12 protein-coding genes are annotated in these 19,103 nt (G+C 57.2%); 5 read left to right on the forward strand and 7 right to left on the reverse strand.

Annotated elements, in window-relative coordinates; genetic code table 11:
* Window positions 1-437 precede the first annotated feature (437 nt).
* The 3 genes from aepX (at window position 438) to XH98_RS17495 (ending at window position 5,449) form a co-directional block, all read left to right on the forward strand.
* Entirely contained in the window at window positions 438-1,364 is a 927-nt protein-coding gene (gene aepX, locus XH98_RS17485; protein WP_271619385.1) for a phosphoenolpyruvate mutase, read from the forward strand.
* A gap of 1,302 nt (window positions 1,365-2,666) precedes the next feature.
* Window positions 2,667-3,716, forward strand: a complete 1,050-nt coding sequence (locus XH98_RS17490) for an SIR2 family protein (RefSeq protein WP_271619386.1) — start codon at window positions 2,667-2,669, stop codon at window positions 3,714-3,716.
* The gene (locus XH98_RS17495; protein ID WP_271619387.1) at window positions 3,713-5,449 is read left to right on the forward strand and encodes an ATP-binding protein; all 1,737 of its coding nucleotides are present in this window, start codon (window positions 3,713-3,715) and stop codon (window positions 5,447-5,449) included. The genes XH98_RS17490 and XH98_RS17495 overlap by 4 nt, the downstream gene beginning before the upstream one ends.
* Window positions 5,450-6,143: 694 nt before the next feature.
* On the opposite strand, the gene XH98_RS17500 is transcribed toward XH98_RS17495, so the two are convergent.
* Complete coding sequence (locus XH98_RS17500; protein WP_271619388.1) at window positions 6,144-6,857, reverse strand: hypothetical protein; 714 nt, start codon at window positions 6,855-6,857, stop codon at window positions 6,144-6,146.
* A gap of 500 nt (window positions 6,858-7,357) precedes the next feature.
* Here XH98_RS17500 and XH98_RS17505 point away from each other — a divergent pair, with 500 nt between their 5' ends.
* Window positions 7,358-8,998, forward strand: coding sequence for a class I adenylate-forming enzyme family protein (locus XH98_RS17505; protein ID WP_271619389.1), 1,641 nt, complete (start codon window positions 7,358-7,360; stop codon window positions 8,996-8,998).
* 820 nt (window positions 8,999-9,818) lie between these two features.
* Window positions 9,819-11,141 carry an aspartate aminotransferase family protein gene (locus XH98_RS17510; protein WP_271619390.1) on the forward strand — a complete coding sequence of 441 codons (1,323 nt, stop codon included), beginning with the start codon at window positions 9,819-9,821 and terminating at the stop codon, window positions 11,139-11,141.
* 250 nt (window positions 11,142-11,391) lie between these two features.
* On the opposite strand, the gene XH98_RS17515 is transcribed toward XH98_RS17510, so the two are convergent.
* The 6 genes from XH98_RS17515 to XH98_RS17540 all read right to left on the reverse strand — a co-directional run bounded on the left by XH98_RS17515 (window position 11,392) and on the right by XH98_RS17540 (window position 18,396).
* Complete coding sequence (locus tag XH98_RS17515) at window positions 11,392-12,426, reverse strand: ABC transporter ATP-binding protein (protein WP_271619391.1); 1,035 nt, start codon at window positions 12,424-12,426, stop codon at window positions 11,392-11,394.
* A complete protein-coding gene (locus tag XH98_RS17520) occupies window positions 12,423-13,427 on the reverse strand; it encodes an ABC transporter ATP-binding protein (protein WP_271619392.1) in 1,005 nt (334 codons plus the stop codon). Before XH98_RS17520 ends, XH98_RS17515 begins: the two co-directional genes overlap by 4 nt.
* 1 nt (window position 13,428) lies before the next feature.
* Window positions 13,429-14,310 (reverse strand): ABC transporter permease, encoded by an 882-nt coding sequence (locus tag XH98_RS17525; RefSeq protein ID WP_271619393.1) that lies wholly within the window; start codon window positions 14,308-14,310, stop codon window positions 13,429-13,431.
* Between the two features lies 1 nt (window position 14,311).
* Window positions 14,312-15,253: an ABC transporter permease gene (locus XH98_RS17530; protein WP_271619394.1), complete on the reverse strand. Its 942-nt coding sequence runs from the start codon at window positions 15,251-15,253 to the stop codon at window positions 14,312-14,314.
* Window positions 15,254-15,260: 7 nt separating this feature from the next.
* On the reverse strand, window positions 15,261-16,865 hold the full coding sequence (locus XH98_RS17535) for an ABC transporter substrate-binding protein (RefSeq protein WP_271619395.1): 1,605 nt from the start codon (window positions 16,863-16,865) through the stop codon (window positions 15,261-15,263).
* A gap of 121 nt (window positions 16,866-16,986) precedes the next feature.
* Entirely contained in the window at window positions 16,987-18,396 is a 1,410-nt protein-coding gene (locus XH98_RS17540; RefSeq protein WP_271619396.1) for an amidase, read from the reverse strand.
* Between the last annotated feature and the right edge of the window lie 707 nt (window positions 18,397-19,103).

Here is a 19,103-nt window from a genome sequence, read left to right on the forward strand (position 1 = left end):
TGGGCTTGAGAGAACAAGGACGGAATCAGCAAATGCCATACCATTCAGTCGCCCAGGCACACTCTCGCCGAATCAGAGCGAGTTCTTCGGAGATAGCGGCTCCACTTTCGCGAGGCTGCCATCTCAAGCCGGCCATATCGAGGAGCTCTCGCGCCATATGTCGTAAACGCCACAACGGCATTAGGACAATCGTAGGGTCGATATCAAACTTTGTGTGAAACATCACCACTTCACTAAGCGTTCCTCGCGCCAGAGAGCGGGATCAACGCCCATGCACTCATAACGGCGACTTTGCGTTTCACGTCAATCCTTGGCAATCATGCATGCCCTTTACGTCAAAACAAACTACCAAAGCTGGTCATTGATCGCCGTCAATCCAAAAGGATATGAACAGCGACGTTTGCTTCAATCGAAGCTCGGCCTTCTAGGATTTGTGCATGCAGTGTCAACCACAAGCCCTTCGGCCCACCGCAGCTCATCAATACACGCGGCCATCGACTGTCGAAAGGCTTCGTGCCGAGGTCTGTTCGAACGGTGAGCTCTCGTTTCTGATGGAGGCGCATGATGGCCTTTCGGCTAGAATTGCAGAGCGCTCGGGATTCAAGGGGCTCTGGGCGTCTGGTTTGTCGATTGCCAGCTCGCTGGGCTTTCGCGATGCCAACGAAGCCTCATGGAGCCAGCTCGTCGAGAGCGTCGAACGCATCGTGGATACGACTGAGGTACCGGTGCTCGTTGACGGGGATGGGGGCTTCGGCAATTTCAACAATGCCCGCCTCCTTGCACGCAAGCTTTGCCAGGCTGGCGCAGCGGGCGTCGCGCTTGAGGACAGCTGCTTCCCGAAGATGAACTCGCTCATTGGTGAGCGGCATCCCCTCGCCGATATTGATGAATTCTCCGGGCGTCTGCGGGCTGTGAAGGATAGGGTCGCGGAACATCTTCTTCTCGTGGCCAGGATAGAAGCGCTGATCGCCGGTCACGGATTGAACGATGCCGTCTTGCGTGCTCATGCCTATGCGGACGCAGGAGCGGATGCCATCTTGATTCACTCGCGAGAACGTACCGCGGATGAGATTCTTTCGTTCGTCACCGAGTGGGGGAACCGGCTTCCTGTCGTGATCGTTCCGACGACATATTATCAAACGCCGGTCTCCGCCTATCGTGATGCGCGCATCTCCACCGTCGTTTGGGCCAATCACTCCATGCGAGCTGCGGCAGCTGCAATGCGACGCGTCTGCGATAGTATCGCAGCTGAGGAGAGCGTTGCCAGCATTGAACCTCATATTGCGCCGCTCAGCGAGATTTTCGAGCTCCTGAGGTATGACGAACTCGCCTTGGCCGAACAGCAATATCTGCATCCCCGATAGCCGAAGACAGTAGGTTGACGCCTGACGTTTCCCTTGCTCAAAACCTGCCCGATGCGCTCTCACCTCTCGTCGGTCCTGCTCCGGTATCATCCAACGGGCTGCGACGTAAACTCCCGGAGACGCTATGGACATCGGAAAACCCCTGTCCCTACGACCTAAGGAAGCACACACAGCGGCTGATGCCAGTGTATGCGTCGACCACAAATCATGCATTCCTCGTTCAATCAGCGAGGCGGTCTGACACGTTCGCGGCAAGCTCGAACGGAGGCGTCCACGACGCCTTGAGTCAGGAAATTCGGGATGAAAACGCAAATGAAAAGGCTCTGAGTGCCTCCAAGCGTGCGCTCATTCTTGTCGCTGGAGCGGGCGCTCGTTTGTGGCGTAACGGATCTAAACCCGGAATCTTTGGTCCAGATCCATCGCACTCCCGTCCTACACAACGCACTACACAACCTGCCGCCCGATTGGGCCGAACGGAAGGCGGCTTCATAGAACCGTTTTTGTGAGGACGGAAAAGGAGGAGCTGGACGCCACTTTTCAGAGGCGCTCGTTTCAGCCTCGGCTTATAGCTGCCTCGGCCCGAATTTGGTCAGCCAAGTGGCCGACTTGATCCCCGCACCTCAGCTGGGCAACTCTAGGCATCGACCACACTTTACAAATATCGTTGGGACGCCACGGCTGCGCGCGATGGCTATAGATACCCTGACTCGCGATACCGAAGAGAGAGGTCACTCCACAAGAACCAAAAATCTCAATTCCTGCGGCGAAGCGCTCGTTCAGGCTGGAATTCTTCGTCAAACCTCGCTGCATTCGAAGAATTCAACATCTAGACTTGGTAAGTTGTTCTTGTAAGCCTTTACGCGGAAGCGACAACATCGATTTTGTTCGGCGGTGCGCCTCCCAGCATGAAGTAGCTACCACAAGACTGGCGCTTCGCTGGCGGCCAGAGCGGTGATCGTCTGAGAGCGTGAGCACCAGCTCATCGTCGCCAAAAATCAGAACCGAGGTGCTGTTCTTGGTAACGAAGTTCATTTGCGGAGCGACGCACGGAGCTACCGTTCGTTAGGCTCCCACCCGCCAGCAAACGAGCCTCTGATCTGGGCCCGTGAAGGAAACTACGTTCTAATTCGACCTTCAAGGAACTCAGAGGAACATTCACCCCGGCGCGCCGCTGCAACTCGCTGGTTGACGAGTGAAAAGCCGCGTTACGATTTCATAAACACGAGGTCTGCATTCATTTACCGCACGAGTTACGCTCCGCGGCCGAGCATCAGCCTCAGGATCTGATCGAAGCGAGACGCAATGGCAACAAAGAGCCAGACTGAGTTTGCACAGGAATTTGCACAAAGCGCGCTAAGCGCGGCCCCGGTGATCATCCTCGGAAGCGGCGCCTCGGCGGCGCATGGTGTCCCGGGCATGGGCGCCTTAGCAGCGCGTTTATTAGAGGCTCCGCTTCCAGCCGAATGGACTGGTGAAGAAAAAGCCGAATGGACGTCCTTCCTTGACAAGCTCACAACGGGAGCCGATCTCGAATCTGCGCTCCAGCAAGTACGTCCGACCGAGCGACAAACGCTGTTCGTTGCTGCCGTCACGCGGGAATTTCTACTGCCCTCCGATCTAGCCGCGCTGGCATCCGTGTTGGCCGACCGCCGCTCGTTGCCGCTCACCAGGCTCTATCGTCACCTCTTCGACAGCACTCATGCCACTGTTCACGTTGTGACACCCAACTACGACCGGCTCGCCGAATATGCAGCCGATGCGGCCGATGCGAGCACGTTCACCGGGTTTAGCTATGGCTACCTGCAAACACGCGCACAATCCCCAGACACCCGAGTGACGGTAAATGGACGACAATTACGTACCGTGGCGGTCTGGAAGGTCCACGGCTCACTCGATTGGTTCCAGGACGCCTCAAAGCAAATCATCGGCGTAAGAAGTGCTCTCACGGTCCCAGCCAACTATTCGCCGCTCATGATTACGCCCGGTATCGACAAGTATCGCCTAACCCACGGCGAGCCCTTCCGCACAATCCTGGGCCGCAGCGATGTGGCGTTACAGAATGCGCGCTCCTACTTCTGCGTTGGCTACGGCTTCAATGACGAGCATGTTCAAACAAAACTTATCGAGCGATGCGACCGCAATTCTGTACCCTTGGTTGTCCTCACAAAAGAGTTGACGCCTAGCGCCAAAGCGTTTCTCTCCGGTGGTCGGTGCCGGCGCTATCTCGCCATTGAAGACGGCAAGGCCGGCGCGCGCGCGTATATGCACCATGCACCCGCAGGATTCGACCTCGAGAAGCCGCTTTGGCGTCTCGACAGCTTTCTCGATCATTTCATAGGAGCCGACGCATGAGCATCTTGGACTTTGCTGATCACGAGACGCTCGGCCGCGTCCAATCGGTCGACACTGCCACTGTGATTGTTCGCATCGATGATATCGAGGCCTTGCGAGCCATCCAGGTCAACCGGCTGGTGGCACTGCAGAGCAGCTTGGCAGGCCACAAGCTGATCGGTGTGATATACAAGATTACGCGCACAGCGCTCGAAGAAGCGAAAGTGGCCGACGTTGACCTTGGTGAGGAAGCACACCCCGAGGTCAATCTCGTCCGTGTCACGTTGATTGGCACCCTGCTTGATCGAGACGGTAGCCGATCGAACGTATTTAGGCGCACGCTTGAGACTGTTCCCGAGATAGATGCATACTGCTTTGCTCTCGAAGGTGAACGGCTCACCCGCTTCATGAGCGTCATCTCCGACGTGACCGCCGGTGCCCAGCGTCTGTCGCTTGGAGCCTATACACTTGATCCCAAGGCCGAAGCATATGTCAATGGCAACAAGCTCTTTCAGCGCCATGCGTTGGTTGTGGGCAGCACCGGCTCCGGCAAGTCCTGGACGACCGCCCGCCTCCTGGAGCAAGTGGCCGAGCTCAAGAGCGCCAATGCGATCGTATTTGACATGCACGGGGAATATGCATCCATGGCTGGCGATGGTTTCGTGCATCTTCGGGTCGCAGGTCCGGGCGATATTGACGCGGGCAGAGGGCTATCTGATGGCATTCTTCATCTTCCGTACTGGCTGATGAGTTACGAAGCGCTTGTCTCGATGTTCGTTGATCGCACAGACCAGAACGCGCCCAATCAGGCTATGGTTATGTCCCGCGCGATTGTGGATGCCAAGTCCAGCTTTCTGGCTGATGGAGGACATAGCGAGATCCTGGCCAACTTTACCATCGACAGCCCCGTCCCGTTCGCAATGGGATCTGTACTTGCAACGCTTAACCGCCTGAATATGGAAATGGTCCCGGGCGCCAGAGGTGAGAAGCAGGGCGACTTTTACGGCAAACTCAGCCGTCTGATCCAACGCCTCGAAGGCAAACGCACAGACCGGCGGCTTGGGTTTCTGTTTCCAGCCGCTTCGATTGCCGATGGCTATGAATGGCTTGAGCAGGCGGTGACACTGTTGCTGGGCGGGCGAGCCGCCAAGGGCGGTCGAGGCGGGGTGAAGGTAGTGGATTTCTCAGAGGTGCCCTCGGATATCCTCCCACTTATTGTCGGAATGGTCGCGCGCATGACATTTCATGTGCAACAGTGGAGTGCACAGGGTGCTCGCCATCCCGTTGCGCTGTTCTGCGACGAAGCGCACCTCTACATTCCCCAGGATGCAGCCTCCGCCGCTGCCGAGAATGCGATCGCAATATTCGAGCGCATTGCCAAGGAGGGCCGAAAATATGGCGTCGGCCTGGTCGTGATCAGCCAACGGCCCGCAGAGGTAAATCGTACCGTCGTCAGTCAGTGCAACAATCTGATTGCCATGCGACTGACCAATGGTGACGACCAAGCGGTGGTTCGCCGACTGTTGCCCGACAGCCTCGGCAGTTTCGGCGAATTGCTGCCAGTCCTCGACACCGGCGAGGCTCTGGTTGTTGGTGACGCCATCCTATTACCAACACGTATCCGGATTGCCAAGCCTCTCAACGAGCCGCTCAGCGGCACGATCGAGTTTTGGGACCGCTGGGCAGATCCAGCGGCTGCAGCCGCTCTAGACAAGGCAGTTGAGAGCTGGCGCCGTCAGACGCTCATCAAATAGCAAGCATCACGCGACTACTCATCAGTTCGTCCGCAATAGTTGTTCGACTCTCCGGAGAGGACGGCGCTTGTGGCGAAGGCACTTTTAAGAGGCTGGCCGGTCGGGCCTTTTGTATCGACTCCACAGGAGCGGGCGCACTTGGAGCGGCAAGACGCTCACCGTGTAGCGCAATCGCTACGCCACGCGATCCTGCGGTGTGGTGCTCTGCAAAGCACGTGTGACAACGAAACAGCTGTCACGCGCGCCGGGCTTCGGGAGAAAGTCGATGCCAACATGCCGCGGCAGTGTGGACAAACGTGAATTTCGCATTTTGCGAGGACTCCTCGCTGCCTTTTTCATCAGTCGGAGCACTGAGAAGGCCAAGAAGTTGATGGCAACGGGCCATTTTACCGTTCCGTCCACCATCGACAGAAAGTCATGGTGGTGCATCCGGTGCAAGCCTTCCGCCAACTTGTGCGCGAGAAAGCGGCGAATGCCTCATCGGCATGACAGAACCCCGGCTGACCGGCAGCGCGGCGACACTCCCGCTCCAGCGCACCTTTCTCACAGTGGATGAGCATGCCGCCCCGAACGTAGCTGAACACCGCGCCCGTTCAATTGTCCCCGCACGCACAATCTCCTAATCCCATCGGAGCCAATGAACCACGATCGCCGCCAGCACGTCTTCAGCGTTGCTAGATCAGACCACTATCTTTTACGGCGCGACCAAAGGATCGCAACGGACTTCGCTCTTCAACTCTTCACCAGTTACCCACACAAGCCAATTATCCTCAGCAATATTCTCTCTAACCAGCCGCAAGATCGATCCGTCGGGTTCATGATGATAATAGTGTGGAAGCCCCTTATCCACTCGCCAGCGAGCGACAAGCGCGCATAAGAAATCGGGAGCCCACATAGCATAAGCGATGCGGCGCGTAACTCGGGCTATCATTCTCGGGACACCCTGTCCTCTGAGATCTCTGCGCACCCAAAGATCCCCATTGTAGGCTATTTTTCCGGTCATCTCCTCTGCGGCGGGTGCTATGCAAGCGCAACGATCATGATGATGCGCATGTGTGATCGGCTCACTGTAAAATGCTCTCAGCGACCGAAGATGCTCTGCAAAGTTACTATGCGAAAGGTCATACAGCCGAGTGGCATTTGTAAGCACGACGTCGTTGTTCTTGTCGAGGCCAATGACCCAAAATCCCTCGCCCGGGTGAATTGTCGATCGGTCAGGTCGAAAATTGGGAAATGTTCGTCCTTTTGTCGGAGTTGCTTGCGTAACTGAGACATATTCATGAAAATCGAAGCCCATCAGCAGGTTGATATCCTTCTGAGCGGCGACGATGTCGTATATTGGAATGGACCGTGTAACATCCACGGGAATGTGTGCGCACGTTACTGCCGCACATTCGTCTACCGTCATGAGCCACCTCGTAGGCTAGTAGCGAGCAAATACGATACTCTTGGAATGATGGTTGCCGTACTACCTGTTCTTGTGGCCGGATTTGCAGGGCAGGTTGTGGATGGGTGCCATTTGGCGTGTGGGGGATGCGGCGTACGCAGGTACACACGAGAAGTGCGGTCCATGGAACCTTGTCATTGATGCGCGCCGCTACCGGTTCTTCTTATCCTCACCAGAGTCGGTAGTGTCCAGATTATTGTCGGTGATGTACCGTCAACCACTAATGGCCAACTAACGGGCACAGACGCTGATCACGGACCATAAGGTGCAGCAATTGGAAGGATCGTTCATAAATGTGAGTGAGCCGCGCATTACTGAACTCGAGCTCGCCGTAAGTGCCGCGCCGACAATCAACATCGTATCTGGGGGCATTGATTACGCCCTGCGCCTGGTTGTAGGCAGGCAGCTTGTCACCGGAACCGTTAGTCGGTGTTATTCGTCTCCTGGACCTGAGGATTGTTATGACAACTCCCAACACCTGGACATCAACCCAACTGCACGCGCGCGTGGAAAATGCCTTGCGCAGGAGCGAGGTGCTTGAGGCCGCATATAGAGCCACAACAGTGGGGCAGCTTGTTTCAATGCAGGCGCGAACACACGCGTCCACAACTGCGATCGACATCTTCGAGCGCGGCGAGCGCGCAACCTATTCTGAGTTGGACTGCAGGTCTAACCGCTATGCACATGCGCTGCGCGCATTTGGAGTGCGCAAGTGCGATCGCGTCGGAGTGATGTTGCCCAATCGCATCGAATGGCCGATTGTGTGGTTCGCGCTTGCAAAGCTCGGTGCTGTGATGGTCCCGATCAACGCACAATACACGCCGAGGGAGGTCGAATACATTATCAGCGATACCCAAGCCACATTTGCCATCGTCGACGAATCTGCGTGGTCAACGTTCGGCGCGATGAATCCTTGGCCGCAAGGACTTGCCAAGGAGCGAGTAATTCATGTAGGGCAGCCTCCCGGCGGGACGACTGTCGCGCTCCATCAACTATTCAACAGCGTCAACGATTCGCCGGTGGACCAGGATGTCCGCCCCGAGGACCTGCTGACCATCCAATATACTTCGGGCACGACGGGCTTTCCGAAAGGCTGCATGTTGACGCACGATTATTGGGGAGTCGGCTCGTACGTATCTGCCAGTGTTGTTCCGTTCAAGAAGTATCTGAGTTGGGCATCCTTCTCCTACATCAGTTGGCCATATATTCTTTTGAACTCATATGTACAGGGCGGAACGGTGTACGTCAGCCAGCAAATAGACGCATCGCAATTTATGGATTGGGTGAAGAACTTTCGCATCGAGTGGTGCGCGTTGCCGAGGCTCATAGCAGAACGCGACGATAACGTACCGACGAGCTTGAAGCAGGTGTGGCAGTACGACGGCTGGAGTGTTCAGACGGTCCACCGATATCGCGAACAGTTTGCGGTGCGCGCCAACAACTCTTTTGGCATGACGGAAATCGGAACCGGCACGCAAATTCCTGCTGATCTCGCAGACATAAATGAGACCGGTTCGCTCGGGATTCGCGCCCCTTTTCGGGAACTGCGCTTGGTTGACGACGACGGCAGCGCCACCCCAGTCGGCGGAGTTGGCGAGCTCTGGGTAAAGGGACGCGGCATGTTCAAGGGCTATTGGAATAGGCCAGAGGCAAATGAGGCTTGCTTCGAAGGGGAATGGTTCAAGACTGGTGATCTTTTGCGCCGGGACGACCTCGGCTGCTATTGGTTCGTAGGACGTAAGAAGGACATGATCCGTCGCTTTAGCCAAAATATCGCTGCGTGTGAAGTGGAGGCCGTCATCCGTGAGATTCCAGAGATCGCGGAGGTGGCCGCGGTGCCTGTCCACGATAATAAATGGGGCGAGGAGATCAAGATTTATGTCGAATTGAAAAAGGGACTCACGCCGGCCCACCTGCAGGTGGAGCGCATTCTCGAGCATGCTCGTGCCCGCCTTACGGCATTCAAGGTACCACGTTACATCGCCTTTACGCCGGCGCTTCCGAGAACGGTCACCAGCAATAAAGTGCTCAAGCGTGAGCTGATGGCCATCAGCGATCCCTTGTCGGACACATACGACGCTGAGGAGAACCGCTGGCGCTGATGCCGCTGCTTTGGTCCAGGTTTGCGTGGCCGCGCAGGTAGCTCGATAGTTCAGCGATCGGCCGTGGAATCTCTTGCCGCCAATGAGTGTCGTGGATTTTCCGGTCCAAGCTTCGGTTCGCGTTGCAAGCTTTTGCGGTTTGAGACCTCGGAAGCTTGCAGTTTGACTCTTCAGGAGTCGCTCAAACGAGACTCGTAGTTATATCATGACATCGGAAAGTGCGACGCGAAAGGAACGAGGATCAGGCCTATCTTCTGCGCTCAAGGTTGGACGCTATTATGGAATGACTCGGCGATCCGACCGAAATACGTCGTGGCAGCGCGGTGGCCAATATGGTGGACAACTTGAGAGCATGGCAGCTGATGAGATACCTGAGTGTCACCTTTTACTGAGTAAAATCGGCGCACTTTTACGCTACTCACGAAAAAGGGGTGTGACATATGTGGACTGATGCCGATCATCTAGGATCCCTCCGATCCCCGACACTCACAGTTGCTGGGAAGGCATTGTGCGCGATTTTAACGGCGGCACAGGCTGGCCTATTTGGCGAAAACAACTGGTTTCTCATTGGGCTTGCCGGCACTGCGAGCCTAGGACGGGCTCGGCACCGAGCGTTGGCTGCTCTGACTCGCGCAGTCGTCTTCAGGGGCTGAACCTTCGAAGCGGGGAGTGCAAGAACCGCCCTGTTCTTGCGAATGGTTTCCACGGCACTAATCCGCACTTCATCGAGCCAAATCCCCGGCTCTCAGGCGGCCGGTGCCGATGAGCCGTCTCACCTTGCAAAGACGTCTGGGCTTGAACTGGAAAATGGAAACTCGTGATGAACGAAATTAGGCATAACTTAGATCTCGCTCGCGCTCTGACGGACGCGGAAGAGCGCTACTCCAGACAACACCCGCTGAGCCTCACCTATATGCAGCGCGCATCTCAATTCATGCCCGGGGGAAATACGCGATCCGTTCTGTTCTTTAAGCCGTTTCCTTTTTTCGTAAAGACGAGCTCGGGGTGTCGAGTTCAAGATGTCGACGGCAATGACTATGTTGATTTTTTGTGTGAATACAGCGCGGGGCTGTTCGGACACTCTGAGCCGACGATCAAAGCAGCTATTCAGCATGCTATTGAAACGGGCTGGGTGCATGGTGGACACATCGAAAACGAGGCGCGCTTGGCGGCTTCCCTGTGCTCGCGCTTCCCATCCGTCCAACGCATCCGGTTCACGAATTCGGGCACCGAAGCGAATCTCATGGCGTTGGGGACAGCCAGAGCCTTCACGAAACGATCGCGAATTATGGCTTTTCGCGGAGGTTATCACGGGGGAGTATTGCATTATAAATCTGGCGATTCTGCTCAAAACGCGCCTTTTCCGCTCGTACTCGGCACTTACAACGACATAGAACACACAGTGGCTGCGATTGATCGCGAAGCGCGTGACCTAGCGGCGGTTATCGTTGAGCCGCTGCAGGGTTCGGCGGGGTGCATTCCTGCGAGTCGGGAATTCCTGTCAGCAATTCGCAGCCTTTGCGAACGGCATGGAATCATTCTCATCTTTGACGAAGTGATGTGCTCTCGTCTTGCGCCAAGTGGACTCCAAGGTGTCCTCGGAGTTACGCCAGACCTCACAACCCTAGGTAAGTATCTCGGGGGCGGCGCTTCGTTTGGCGCCTTTGGCGGGCGCGAGGACATCATGGCGCTCTACGATCCAAATCGGCCAACTGCCCTTGCTCACGCCGGCACATTTAACAACAATGCCATCTCCATGGCTGCGGCCGTGGCCGCGGCAACAGTGCTGACGAGCGAACGTCTTGTGCAACTAAACGCCATGGGCGATGCATTGCGGGCGAAGCTCAACGGGATCGCGCAAGCTCGCGCACTGCCCATACAGTTCACCGGAAGGGGTTCGATGATGAACATCCACTTCCGTGAGGGCGACATCCGAACTATCGCGGACACGCAGACCGAAGATCCGAATGCCAAGCCCCTCTTTCACCTGGAGATGTTAGAGCGGGGCCAATATCTGACCCGCAATGGCATGCTCAATCTGTCCCTACCGATGTTGGCGAGTGAGCTCGACGGGGTTGCAAGCGCATTCGAAGATTTTCTGGAGCTGAATGGGAGGTTGATCGCAGCCTCTTGCAGCCCATGACATAACTGCCGAGAGAGAAAGCCCGCGAGAAATACGCAAAGTGGAGTGCGGTCTAGGGCCGGTGGCCCCCTCTTTCGTAGAAGGCCGCTTTTGCTCGTCGAGTCTAAGCCCATCGAGCCGGGCCGACCGGCGAGCGTACGTGAGCGGCGCGATCTTTGCCCGGATGTCATTACTTGCGAGACTGTTCTTTGTGCCGATGTCGATGCTCGTATCGGCGGTGCGCACAAAATATTCGATCACGTCAAAATGTCTATTGCTGTGCCATAGGAGAGAGCGAAGAATTGGCCGTGATTGGCTCGGCCGGAATGCCCATAGTCGGGGCGCGCACATGGCAGGCTACGACGCGCCCGTCAGCCATCGGCACCAAAGGCGGCACTTCGATCCGGCAGCGCTCAACCGCAAGCGGGCAGCGCGGGTGAAACGCGCATCCCTTCGGCGGTTGGATGGGACTTGGCACCTCACCCTGCAAAGGCACCTCCAGCCGGATCCGTGTGGGGTCAGGGACAGGTGCAGCCGCGATCAACGCCTCGGTGTACGGATGAACGGGCCTTGCGAAGAGCGCCTCGCACGGCGCGAGCTCTACGATCCGCCCCAAATACATGACGGCGACTCGCTGGCCGATGTGTTCCACCACCCTGAGGTCATGGGAGATGAAGATAAGGGCAATGCCTGTCTCCTGTTGCAGATCCATGAGAAGGTTAAGGATCTGTGCCTGCACTGAGACATCAAGTGCCGAGACTGCCTCATCGGCGATGATGAGCGATGGCCTAAGCGCCAGCGCCCGCGCAATGCCGAGACGCTGACGCTGACCGCCCGAAAGCTCTGAAGGAAGCCTGTGCATCAGCTCAGGCGACATCCCAACCTTTCGCAGAAGTTCCACAGCAAGGGCTTGACGCTGCCTTCGGCTGAGACGCCCGAAGTTCTCTGCGGGCTCGGTAATAATCTGCCCAGCCGTGAGACGCGGATTCAGTGACGAGTATGGATCCTGAAAGACCATCTGCATCCGCCGTCGCCAATCTCGAAGTAGATTTTTCTTGAGACCGGCAATGTCGAAGCCCTCGATCAGCACACGGCCGGCTGTCGGCTCCACGAGCCGCATTAAGAGGCGCGCAAGTGTTGACTTGCCACAGCCAGATTCGCCGACGATGCACAGCGTCTCGCCGGCCTCAACCGAAAAAGATACGTCGGTGACCGCCTGAACCACCGGGATGGTCTTCTTCAGAAATCCTGCACCGAGCGGATAATGCTTGGTCAGGTTCTCAACTTTCAGAAGAGAGCCGCTCATTCGTGCACTAACTCTTCTGCGCGCCAGCAAGCCGCGGTATGGCCCGGCCCCAAGTTGCAGAGGTTGGGCGTCTTCTCCCGGCATATATCGATAGCGAAAGGGCAGCGGGGCGCAAAGCTGCAGCCCTGGATAGGCTCGCGCAGGCTTGGCACAACGCCTGGAATTTCCGGAAGGCGCGCGCGACCGTGCCCCCGGCCAGGCACCGACCGCATGAGGGCCTGCGTATAGGGATGCTTGGGGCGCGCGAATAGATCAAGTACGGGCGCTTGTTCTACGATGCGACCAGCATACATGACGATCACTCGTTCGCACGTCTCCGCCACGACTCCGAGATCATGCGTGATGAACATCACGGCGGTTCCCATACGCTCTTTCAAATCGAGGATAAGCCGTAGGATCTGCGCCTGAATAGTGACGTCGAGCGCGGTCGTTGGCTCGTCGGCTATCAGCACTTCCGGTGAGCAGGCGAGAGCCATAGCGATCATGACACGCTGCCGCATGCCGCCTGACATCTCGTGCGGATAGTTACTAACGCGACGCTCGGGATCCGCGATGCTGACGAGCCGAAGCACCTCTTGCGCCTTTGCCATCGCATCTGATCGGCAAGCTTTGGTGTGGATCCGCACCGTCTCGGCGATTTGGCGACCAACGGTATAAACTGGGTTTAGACTCGTCATAGGGTCCTGGAAGATCATCGCGATCCCCTCCCCGCGGACTCGTCGCATTTCTCCTTCTGTGAGTTTCAGCAGATCGCGTCCGTGAAACCGGATCTCGCCGCTGACGGTCTTCGCGCTTAGCTTCGGCAGCAGGCGCAGAATGGAAAGGGCCGTGACGCTCTTCCCGCAACCCGATTCGCCCACAATGCCAAGCGTTTCGCCACGCTTGACCTGGAAGCTAATGCCGCCCAATGCGCGGGTGATGCTTTCTTCGCCAAAGAAGTGTGTCTCCAAGCCTCGAACATCCAGGAGCACGTCACCCCCAATGGCCTCTTGCATTTGCATGTCAGGCTCTGCCTTTTGGGCGGGGATCGAACAGGTCGCGCAAGCCATCGCCGAGTAGGTTGACGGCAAGCACCGTGATTACAAGGCAGACGCCGGGAGCGAAGACCGTGAACGGGGCGAGAGCGAGATACAAGCTTGAACCAGAGATCATGTTGCCCCAGCTGGGGATCTCTGTCGGCACGCCTACGCCAAGGAAGCTCAGCCCGGCCTCAGTCAAAATCGCCGACGCGCAGACATTGGCGCTCTGCACCATAAGGGGCGGAATGGTGCTCGGGAGGATATGCCGCCACAGCAGTTTCGGCAGGCGCGCCCCGCCGCAGAGCGCAGCCTCCACATAGGGACGCGTGCGAACGCTCAGAACCACCGAACGGACCAGCCGCGCAACACTTGGAATTGAAGGCATCGTGATCGCGATAATGACGATTCTGATCCCGGCGCCTGTCAGGGAAATAAGCGCGATGGCCAGCAAAATCGTCGGGATCGCCATTAGGCCATCCATGACCCGCATGACGATATTATCGAAGCTGCGACTGTAACCAGCGATGACACCGATCAAAAGCCCGCCCAACGCAGCGCCCACCGCCGAGGTCAATCCTACCATGAGGGAGATGCGGGCCCCGAACACCGTTCGGGCAAACACGTTACGGCCCAGATTATCGCTCCCAAACCACATCTCGGCTGAAGGCGGCTGCAGCCGTTCGAACGGATCCATGTTCAGTGGATCGCTGGCGTAAAGCGGCGCAGCAAGCGCAAGTATGATCAACAGCACCAAGAGCCCACCCCCTGTAAAGACCAGCGGATGTCGCCTTGCAAGACGCGAAAGGCCGGATGGCCGCAGCCAACCGACCGACAGGGATTCAACTGGAGTCGAGAGAAGTGTCATATCAGTACCGGATACGGGGGTCGATAAGGGTGTAAGCTAGATCGACCGCGAGATTGATCAGCACGTACAGGCCCGAAGCGAGGATGAGAACCCCTTGAATAATGGGATAGTCACGATTGTTGATGGCATCGACCACCAACCGGCCGACACCAGGAATGTTGAACACCGTTTCCGTGATGACGACCCCGGAAATTAGATATGCGAAACTTAGGCCGATGACGGTGAGGATGGGGACACCCGCATTCTTGAGGGCGTGGTGGAAAAGCATGGAATATGAAGACGCGCCCTTGGCGGCAGCCGTTCGCATATAGTCTTCCGACAGGACTTCAAGCATGCTCGCGCGCGTGATCCGGGCGATATAGGCGACATACGGAAAACTCAAGGCCAGGGTAGGCAGAATCAGGTGCACAAACCAGGACCCGAGGCCGTGGCCAATCGGCTGGTATCCCTGGACCGGTAGCCAACGCGCGCTGATGGCGAACCAGTAAATGAGAAAATAGCCGACGACAAACACCGGGACAGAAAACCCAAGCGCCGCAAACGCCGCGAGAGTGCGGTCGAAGACGCCGCCGACGCGCCACGCGGCGAGCATGCCGCAAGCGACCCCAGTCAGGACCGAAAGGATCATCGTCGATATCGCAAGGGAAATGGTTGGCTCCAACCGCTGCGAGATGAGGAGGAGAACCGGTCGTCCCGTGAAAATGGAGACCCCGAAATCGCCACCGAGAATGCTCAGCGCCCAATGTAAGAACTGGACTGGCAGCGGATCGTTAAGTCCCAGCTGTTCGCGAATGCCCGCGATCATCTGCGGCGTTGCCGCGTCGCCGGCGATGATGGCCGCCGGGTCGCCAGGCGAGAGCCTGAGAAACAAAAAGATGAAAGTCCCGACCATTGCCATGACGGCAATGGTCGAAAGCATCCTGCGAAGAATGTAAGTGGCCATTGTGCCCTCAAGCCTTCTGCACATTCCACATCGGAAGAGCACTCGGCATCTCGATGAGGCCGGTTAGCATCTTGCGGCGCGCGGCTGGATAGACAACTCGACCCAGCAGAACGGTGGGGACGAAGTCCCACCAGACTGCTTGCATCTTGCGGGCCAGCGCCCGCCGTTCGGCGAGGGTTGCGATATCCGCCCATTGAGCGCGAAGGGCCTCGTATTCGTCGTTCTTCGGCCAGCCAAAGAACCCCTTGTCGCCGTCCGCGGCTAGCACGGGTGTGCCAATCGGATCGCTGAGGGTCACATTGGGTACGCCCGTGATAAAGATGCTCCAGCCCCCTTCCTCAACGGGACCCTTGTTCGCCCGACGCGTGACAACCCCGCCCCAGTCGCTTGGCGCCAGCTCGGCATTGACTCCAATCTTCCGCAGCGCGCCCGCCAGGAACTGCGAGGCATTGCTGTACCCCGTGGTGTTCGTAGGTTGGAGAATGACGACCTTCTCGCCGGCATACCCGCCTTCCTTGAACAATTGCTTGGCTCTTTCCGGATCGCCGCCCTTCTTGTACCATCCCGTATTCTCGTCGTTGGAATAGAGTGTGTCGTTGCCAAACATCGAAGTAACGGTTTTGGAGTATTTTGGATTGGGGGAAATAACGCGCGAGAACGCCTCCTGATCGATCAGGTGAAGCATCGCTTGGCGCGCCTTCACGTTGTCGAACGGCTTCTGCAGACAGTTCATGCGCACAAAATTGACCCATCCCATCTTGTCCAGAATTTGGAGCGCAAGGTTGGGATCGCTCTCGATCGCTGAGTAAAGATCGGCGAGCGGGGTTTCGAGGAAATCAACCTCACCGGCGCGCAAGGCCGCGAAAGCCGTCTGCGGATTGGTGATGTTCTCCCAGATGACACGATCGACCTTGACGATCTTCCCGCCGGCGAATCCGTCTGGCGGCTCGCTGCGGGGCACGTAGTTCTCATTGCGGTCGTAGGTAAAGCTCGCGCCCGGCTTGGCCAGAGCCTCATTGAACTTAAACGGCCCCGATCCGATATTCGCGGTCACCTGCTCGGTCGCGGGTCGACTTGCGTCCTTCTCCCGCATGATGAACAGGAAGGGGGTTGACAAACTCGCCAGTAGATCAATCAGCAATCCCAGCGGCTCCTTGAGCTCGATTGTGAAGGTTTTATCGTCCTTCTTCGAGATATCCTTGGCCCGTGCCATGATCAATTTGCCCGCAGGAGCGACCTCGGCCCACCGACGGATGGAGGCGACACAATCGGCCGCAGTAAGGGGCGTGCCATCATGCCAAGCCAGGCCATTCCGGAGCTCAAACGTATAGGTCTTCTTGTCGTCGGAAACCCTCCACTTGCCCACCATTTGCGGTTGCGGGGTAAGTTTGGAGTCCAGTGCGAACAGCGTATCGTAGATCGCATAGCCGTGATTGCCGGTGATGGTAGCTGTCGTAAAAACCGGATCGAAGACTCGGAGGTCACCCGACATTACCATGCGGACCGTCCGCGCGGCGGTAGAGGCATTCTGTGCAGGGAGGATTGATGGCATCGATACGACGGTGCCGGCAACCAGACTTGTTTTGATGAGGTCGCGCCGAGTGATTCCCATGTTAGTCCCTTCTGAGTCCGTCGCACGGTTGATCTGCGGCCAGTTGCTGGACAAATACAAAGAGGTCCGGCAACGATTGGAGCCTTGCCGTCGTGGGATCATTGATAAGTCGTTTGCAACCTTACCGCGGAGAGCCTGGTGCGCTCCTCGGGGGGGCGAGACGCCCGAATGCACTTTCAAGAACGCGTGCTGCGGACAGGACCGTCATGTCCTTGTAGCGCGCACCCACTAATTGGAGGCCGACGGGAAGGCCGTTGCTATCTAGGCCACAGGGCAAAGAAGCTGCTGGTTGCTGCGTGAGGTTGAAAGGAGTTACGAAAGCCGCCCAATCTGGACGGTTAGAGGGCCGATCCAGTCCGACCGGGAAGGGCGCCACCGACATCGTCGGCGAGATCAGGAGGTCAAATTTTTCATGAAACGCCGCCATCTTGGCAGTAAGTTCGACGCGGGCTTCTTGAGCATCGAGATATTCGGACAGAGTGAGGGACAAACCTCGTTCAGCCACTTCCAGAGTGCTTGCCTCGAGCATGCTACGTTGCTCTTTGTTCAGTCGGCTAAGGAGTCGAGCGGCACCCGCGCGCCAAAACGTGTTGAACGTTTTCTCAGGATTAACAAAACCTGGATTAATCTCGATTACTACTGCGCCGAGGGACTCGATTTTCTGAGCAGCGGCATCAGTAACGCTCAGAATCCCATTCGCCACATCCACATATCCGAAGTCTCGGCTATACGCCACTCTTAGTCCTTTTAATGACGATGCCACGGGGACGTCACCGAATGGATATTCCGGGCCAGCGTATCCGTCCCTCACATCCTTTTGGGCGAGAACCCTCATCATAAGAGCCGCGTCGGCCACTGTGCGAGTCATCGGCCCGATATGCGAGAGCATAGTAAATACGCTTGCTGGCCACTGCGGGACATATCCGAAGGTCGGTTTGAGACCGAAGATGCCCGTGAAGCTTGCAGGTATCCGTATCGATCCACCACCGTCGCTTCCTAGATGCAGACAGCCGAGATTTAGTGCTGCGGCAACCGCCGCTCCTCCGGACGACCCGCCCGGTGTGAGGCTTGGATTCCAGGGGTTGCGAGTGACCCCGTAAAGCGAGCCATGTGTAACTCCTTTGAAGCCGTATTCTGGAGTAGTCGTCTTTCCCAAAATGATAGCCCCGGCCTCGCGCAGACGCGCCGCGGCCGGAGCATCGACGTCCCACGGTCCGTCACCGCGACTTGATCTCGAGCCCCAACGTGTAGGCATTCCGCGATTGAGCGTGACGTCCTTTAAAGTTACCGGAACTCCATCAAGCAAACCGATCGGCTCGCCTCGCATCCACCGAGCCTCTGAGAGTCGCGCTTGGGCTCTCGCTTGTTCAAAGTCAATGAAGCAGAATGGATTGAGCTCTGGATTTGCTTCTTCGATACGCTGCAAGCAGTTATCAATCACATCAACAGGCGATAAGTCGTGGTTCTTATAAAAGGCACGACAATCCTGCGCAGTGAGATCTGCAATCCCCACTGTCGGTTTCGTAAGCATTTGTTCTCCCCCATTGTATTGGCGACCACAGCCGTTTGACGTTGAGGGCGCTTCTGACTAGTATTTCTTGAACATATTCCATACCCGCGCCCGTTTCGTGCAAAACTCTGCCAGCCCTCAGATAAATCCGGCGTTGTGAGCAGGCGAAACGAGGAATACGTACTGAGACTTTCGGCGCGAGAGCGCCTCGAATGGCGTCCACGTCCGGGACAACGCTCATTGCACTTTCTCCTCGTTTAAACCTCCAGCAGCCAAGCCCGTCGGCCACCGTCGCCAAGGTGCTCAACGCCACCTCGCAGCGCTGCCGCGCGTGGTCCGTGAAGCACCAAATTGACTGATTCCGTTCTTGTCGGCGATTTGCGATCGGGGGAGCAAACGAGATCTGGGGCGCAAGGAGAGGATCAGTTAGAGCTCTTCATTACTAGCTCGCTCAAACAGTTCGTCCCAGATGGATCGTGTCGTGTGCTGGCTGAGGAACAGGTCAGCGACTGCTGTTGCGCCAGCGGCGGGTCGGCTGGCTCAGGAAGTCGCGGTGCGGCTGATGCTTGCCGGTCTACTCACCGGGACCGTACACGACCGCAAGCTGATGCGTGGCCTCAGGTCAACATCGCGATTTGTTTGCTGGTTAAGATTCACGAGCAGCAACCGCACCATTTAAGCCTCAGGCGCATCCGTCTGCACTGGGGCGACGAGCGGTTCCGTAGAGT

Source organism: Bradyrhizobium sp. CCBAU 51745 (assembly GCF_028128715.1).
Lineage (GTDB): Bacteria > Pseudomonadota > Alphaproteobacteria > Rhizobiales > Xanthobacteraceae > Bradyrhizobium > Bradyrhizobium manausense.

Bases quoted from the DNA above. Each gene is read 5' to 3' on its own strand.
- aepX (WP_271619385.1), top strand. From the start codon at position 438: ATGCAGTGTCAACCACAAGCCCTTCGGCCCACCGCAGCTCATCAATAC.
- XH98_RS17490 (WP_271619386.1), top strand. From the start codon at position 2,667: ATGGCAACAAAGAGCCAGACTGAGTTTGCACAGGAATTTGCACAAAGC.
- XH98_RS17495 (WP_271619387.1), top strand. From the start codon at position 3,713: ATGAGCATCTTGGACTTTGCTGATCACGAGACGCTCGGCCGCGTCCAA.
- XH98_RS17500 (WP_271619388.1), bottom strand. From the start codon at position 6,857: ATGACGGTAGACGAATGTGCGGCAGTAACGTGCGCACACATTCCCGTG.
- XH98_RS17505 (WP_271619389.1), top strand. From the start codon at position 7,358: ATGACAACTCCCAACACCTGGACATCAACCCAACTGCACGCGCGCGTG.
- XH98_RS17510 (WP_271619390.1), top strand. From the start codon at position 9,819: ATGAACGAAATTAGGCATAACTTAGATCTCGCTCGCGCTCTGACGGAC.
- XH98_RS17515 (WP_271619391.1), bottom strand. From the start codon at position 12,426: ATGAGCGGCTCTCTTCTGAAAGTTGAGAACCTGACCAAGCATTATCCG.
- XH98_RS17520 (WP_271619392.1), bottom strand. From the start codon at position 13,427: ATGCAAATGCAAGAGGCCATTGGGGGTGACGTGCTCCTGGATGTTCGA.
- XH98_RS17525 (WP_271619393.1), bottom strand. From the start codon at position 14,310: ATGACACTTCTCTCGACTCCAGTTGAATCCCTGTCGGTCGGTTGGCTG.
- XH98_RS17530 (WP_271619394.1), bottom strand. From the start codon at position 15,253: ATGGCCACTTACATTCTTCGCAGGATGCTTTCGACCATTGCCGTCATG.
- XH98_RS17535 (WP_271619395.1), bottom strand. From the start codon at position 16,865: ATGGGAATCACTCGGCGCGACCTCATCAAAACAAGTCTGGTTGCCGGC.
- XH98_RS17540 (WP_271619396.1), bottom strand. From the start codon at position 18,396: ATGCTTACGAAACCGACAGTGGGGATTGCAGATCTCACTGCGCAGGAT.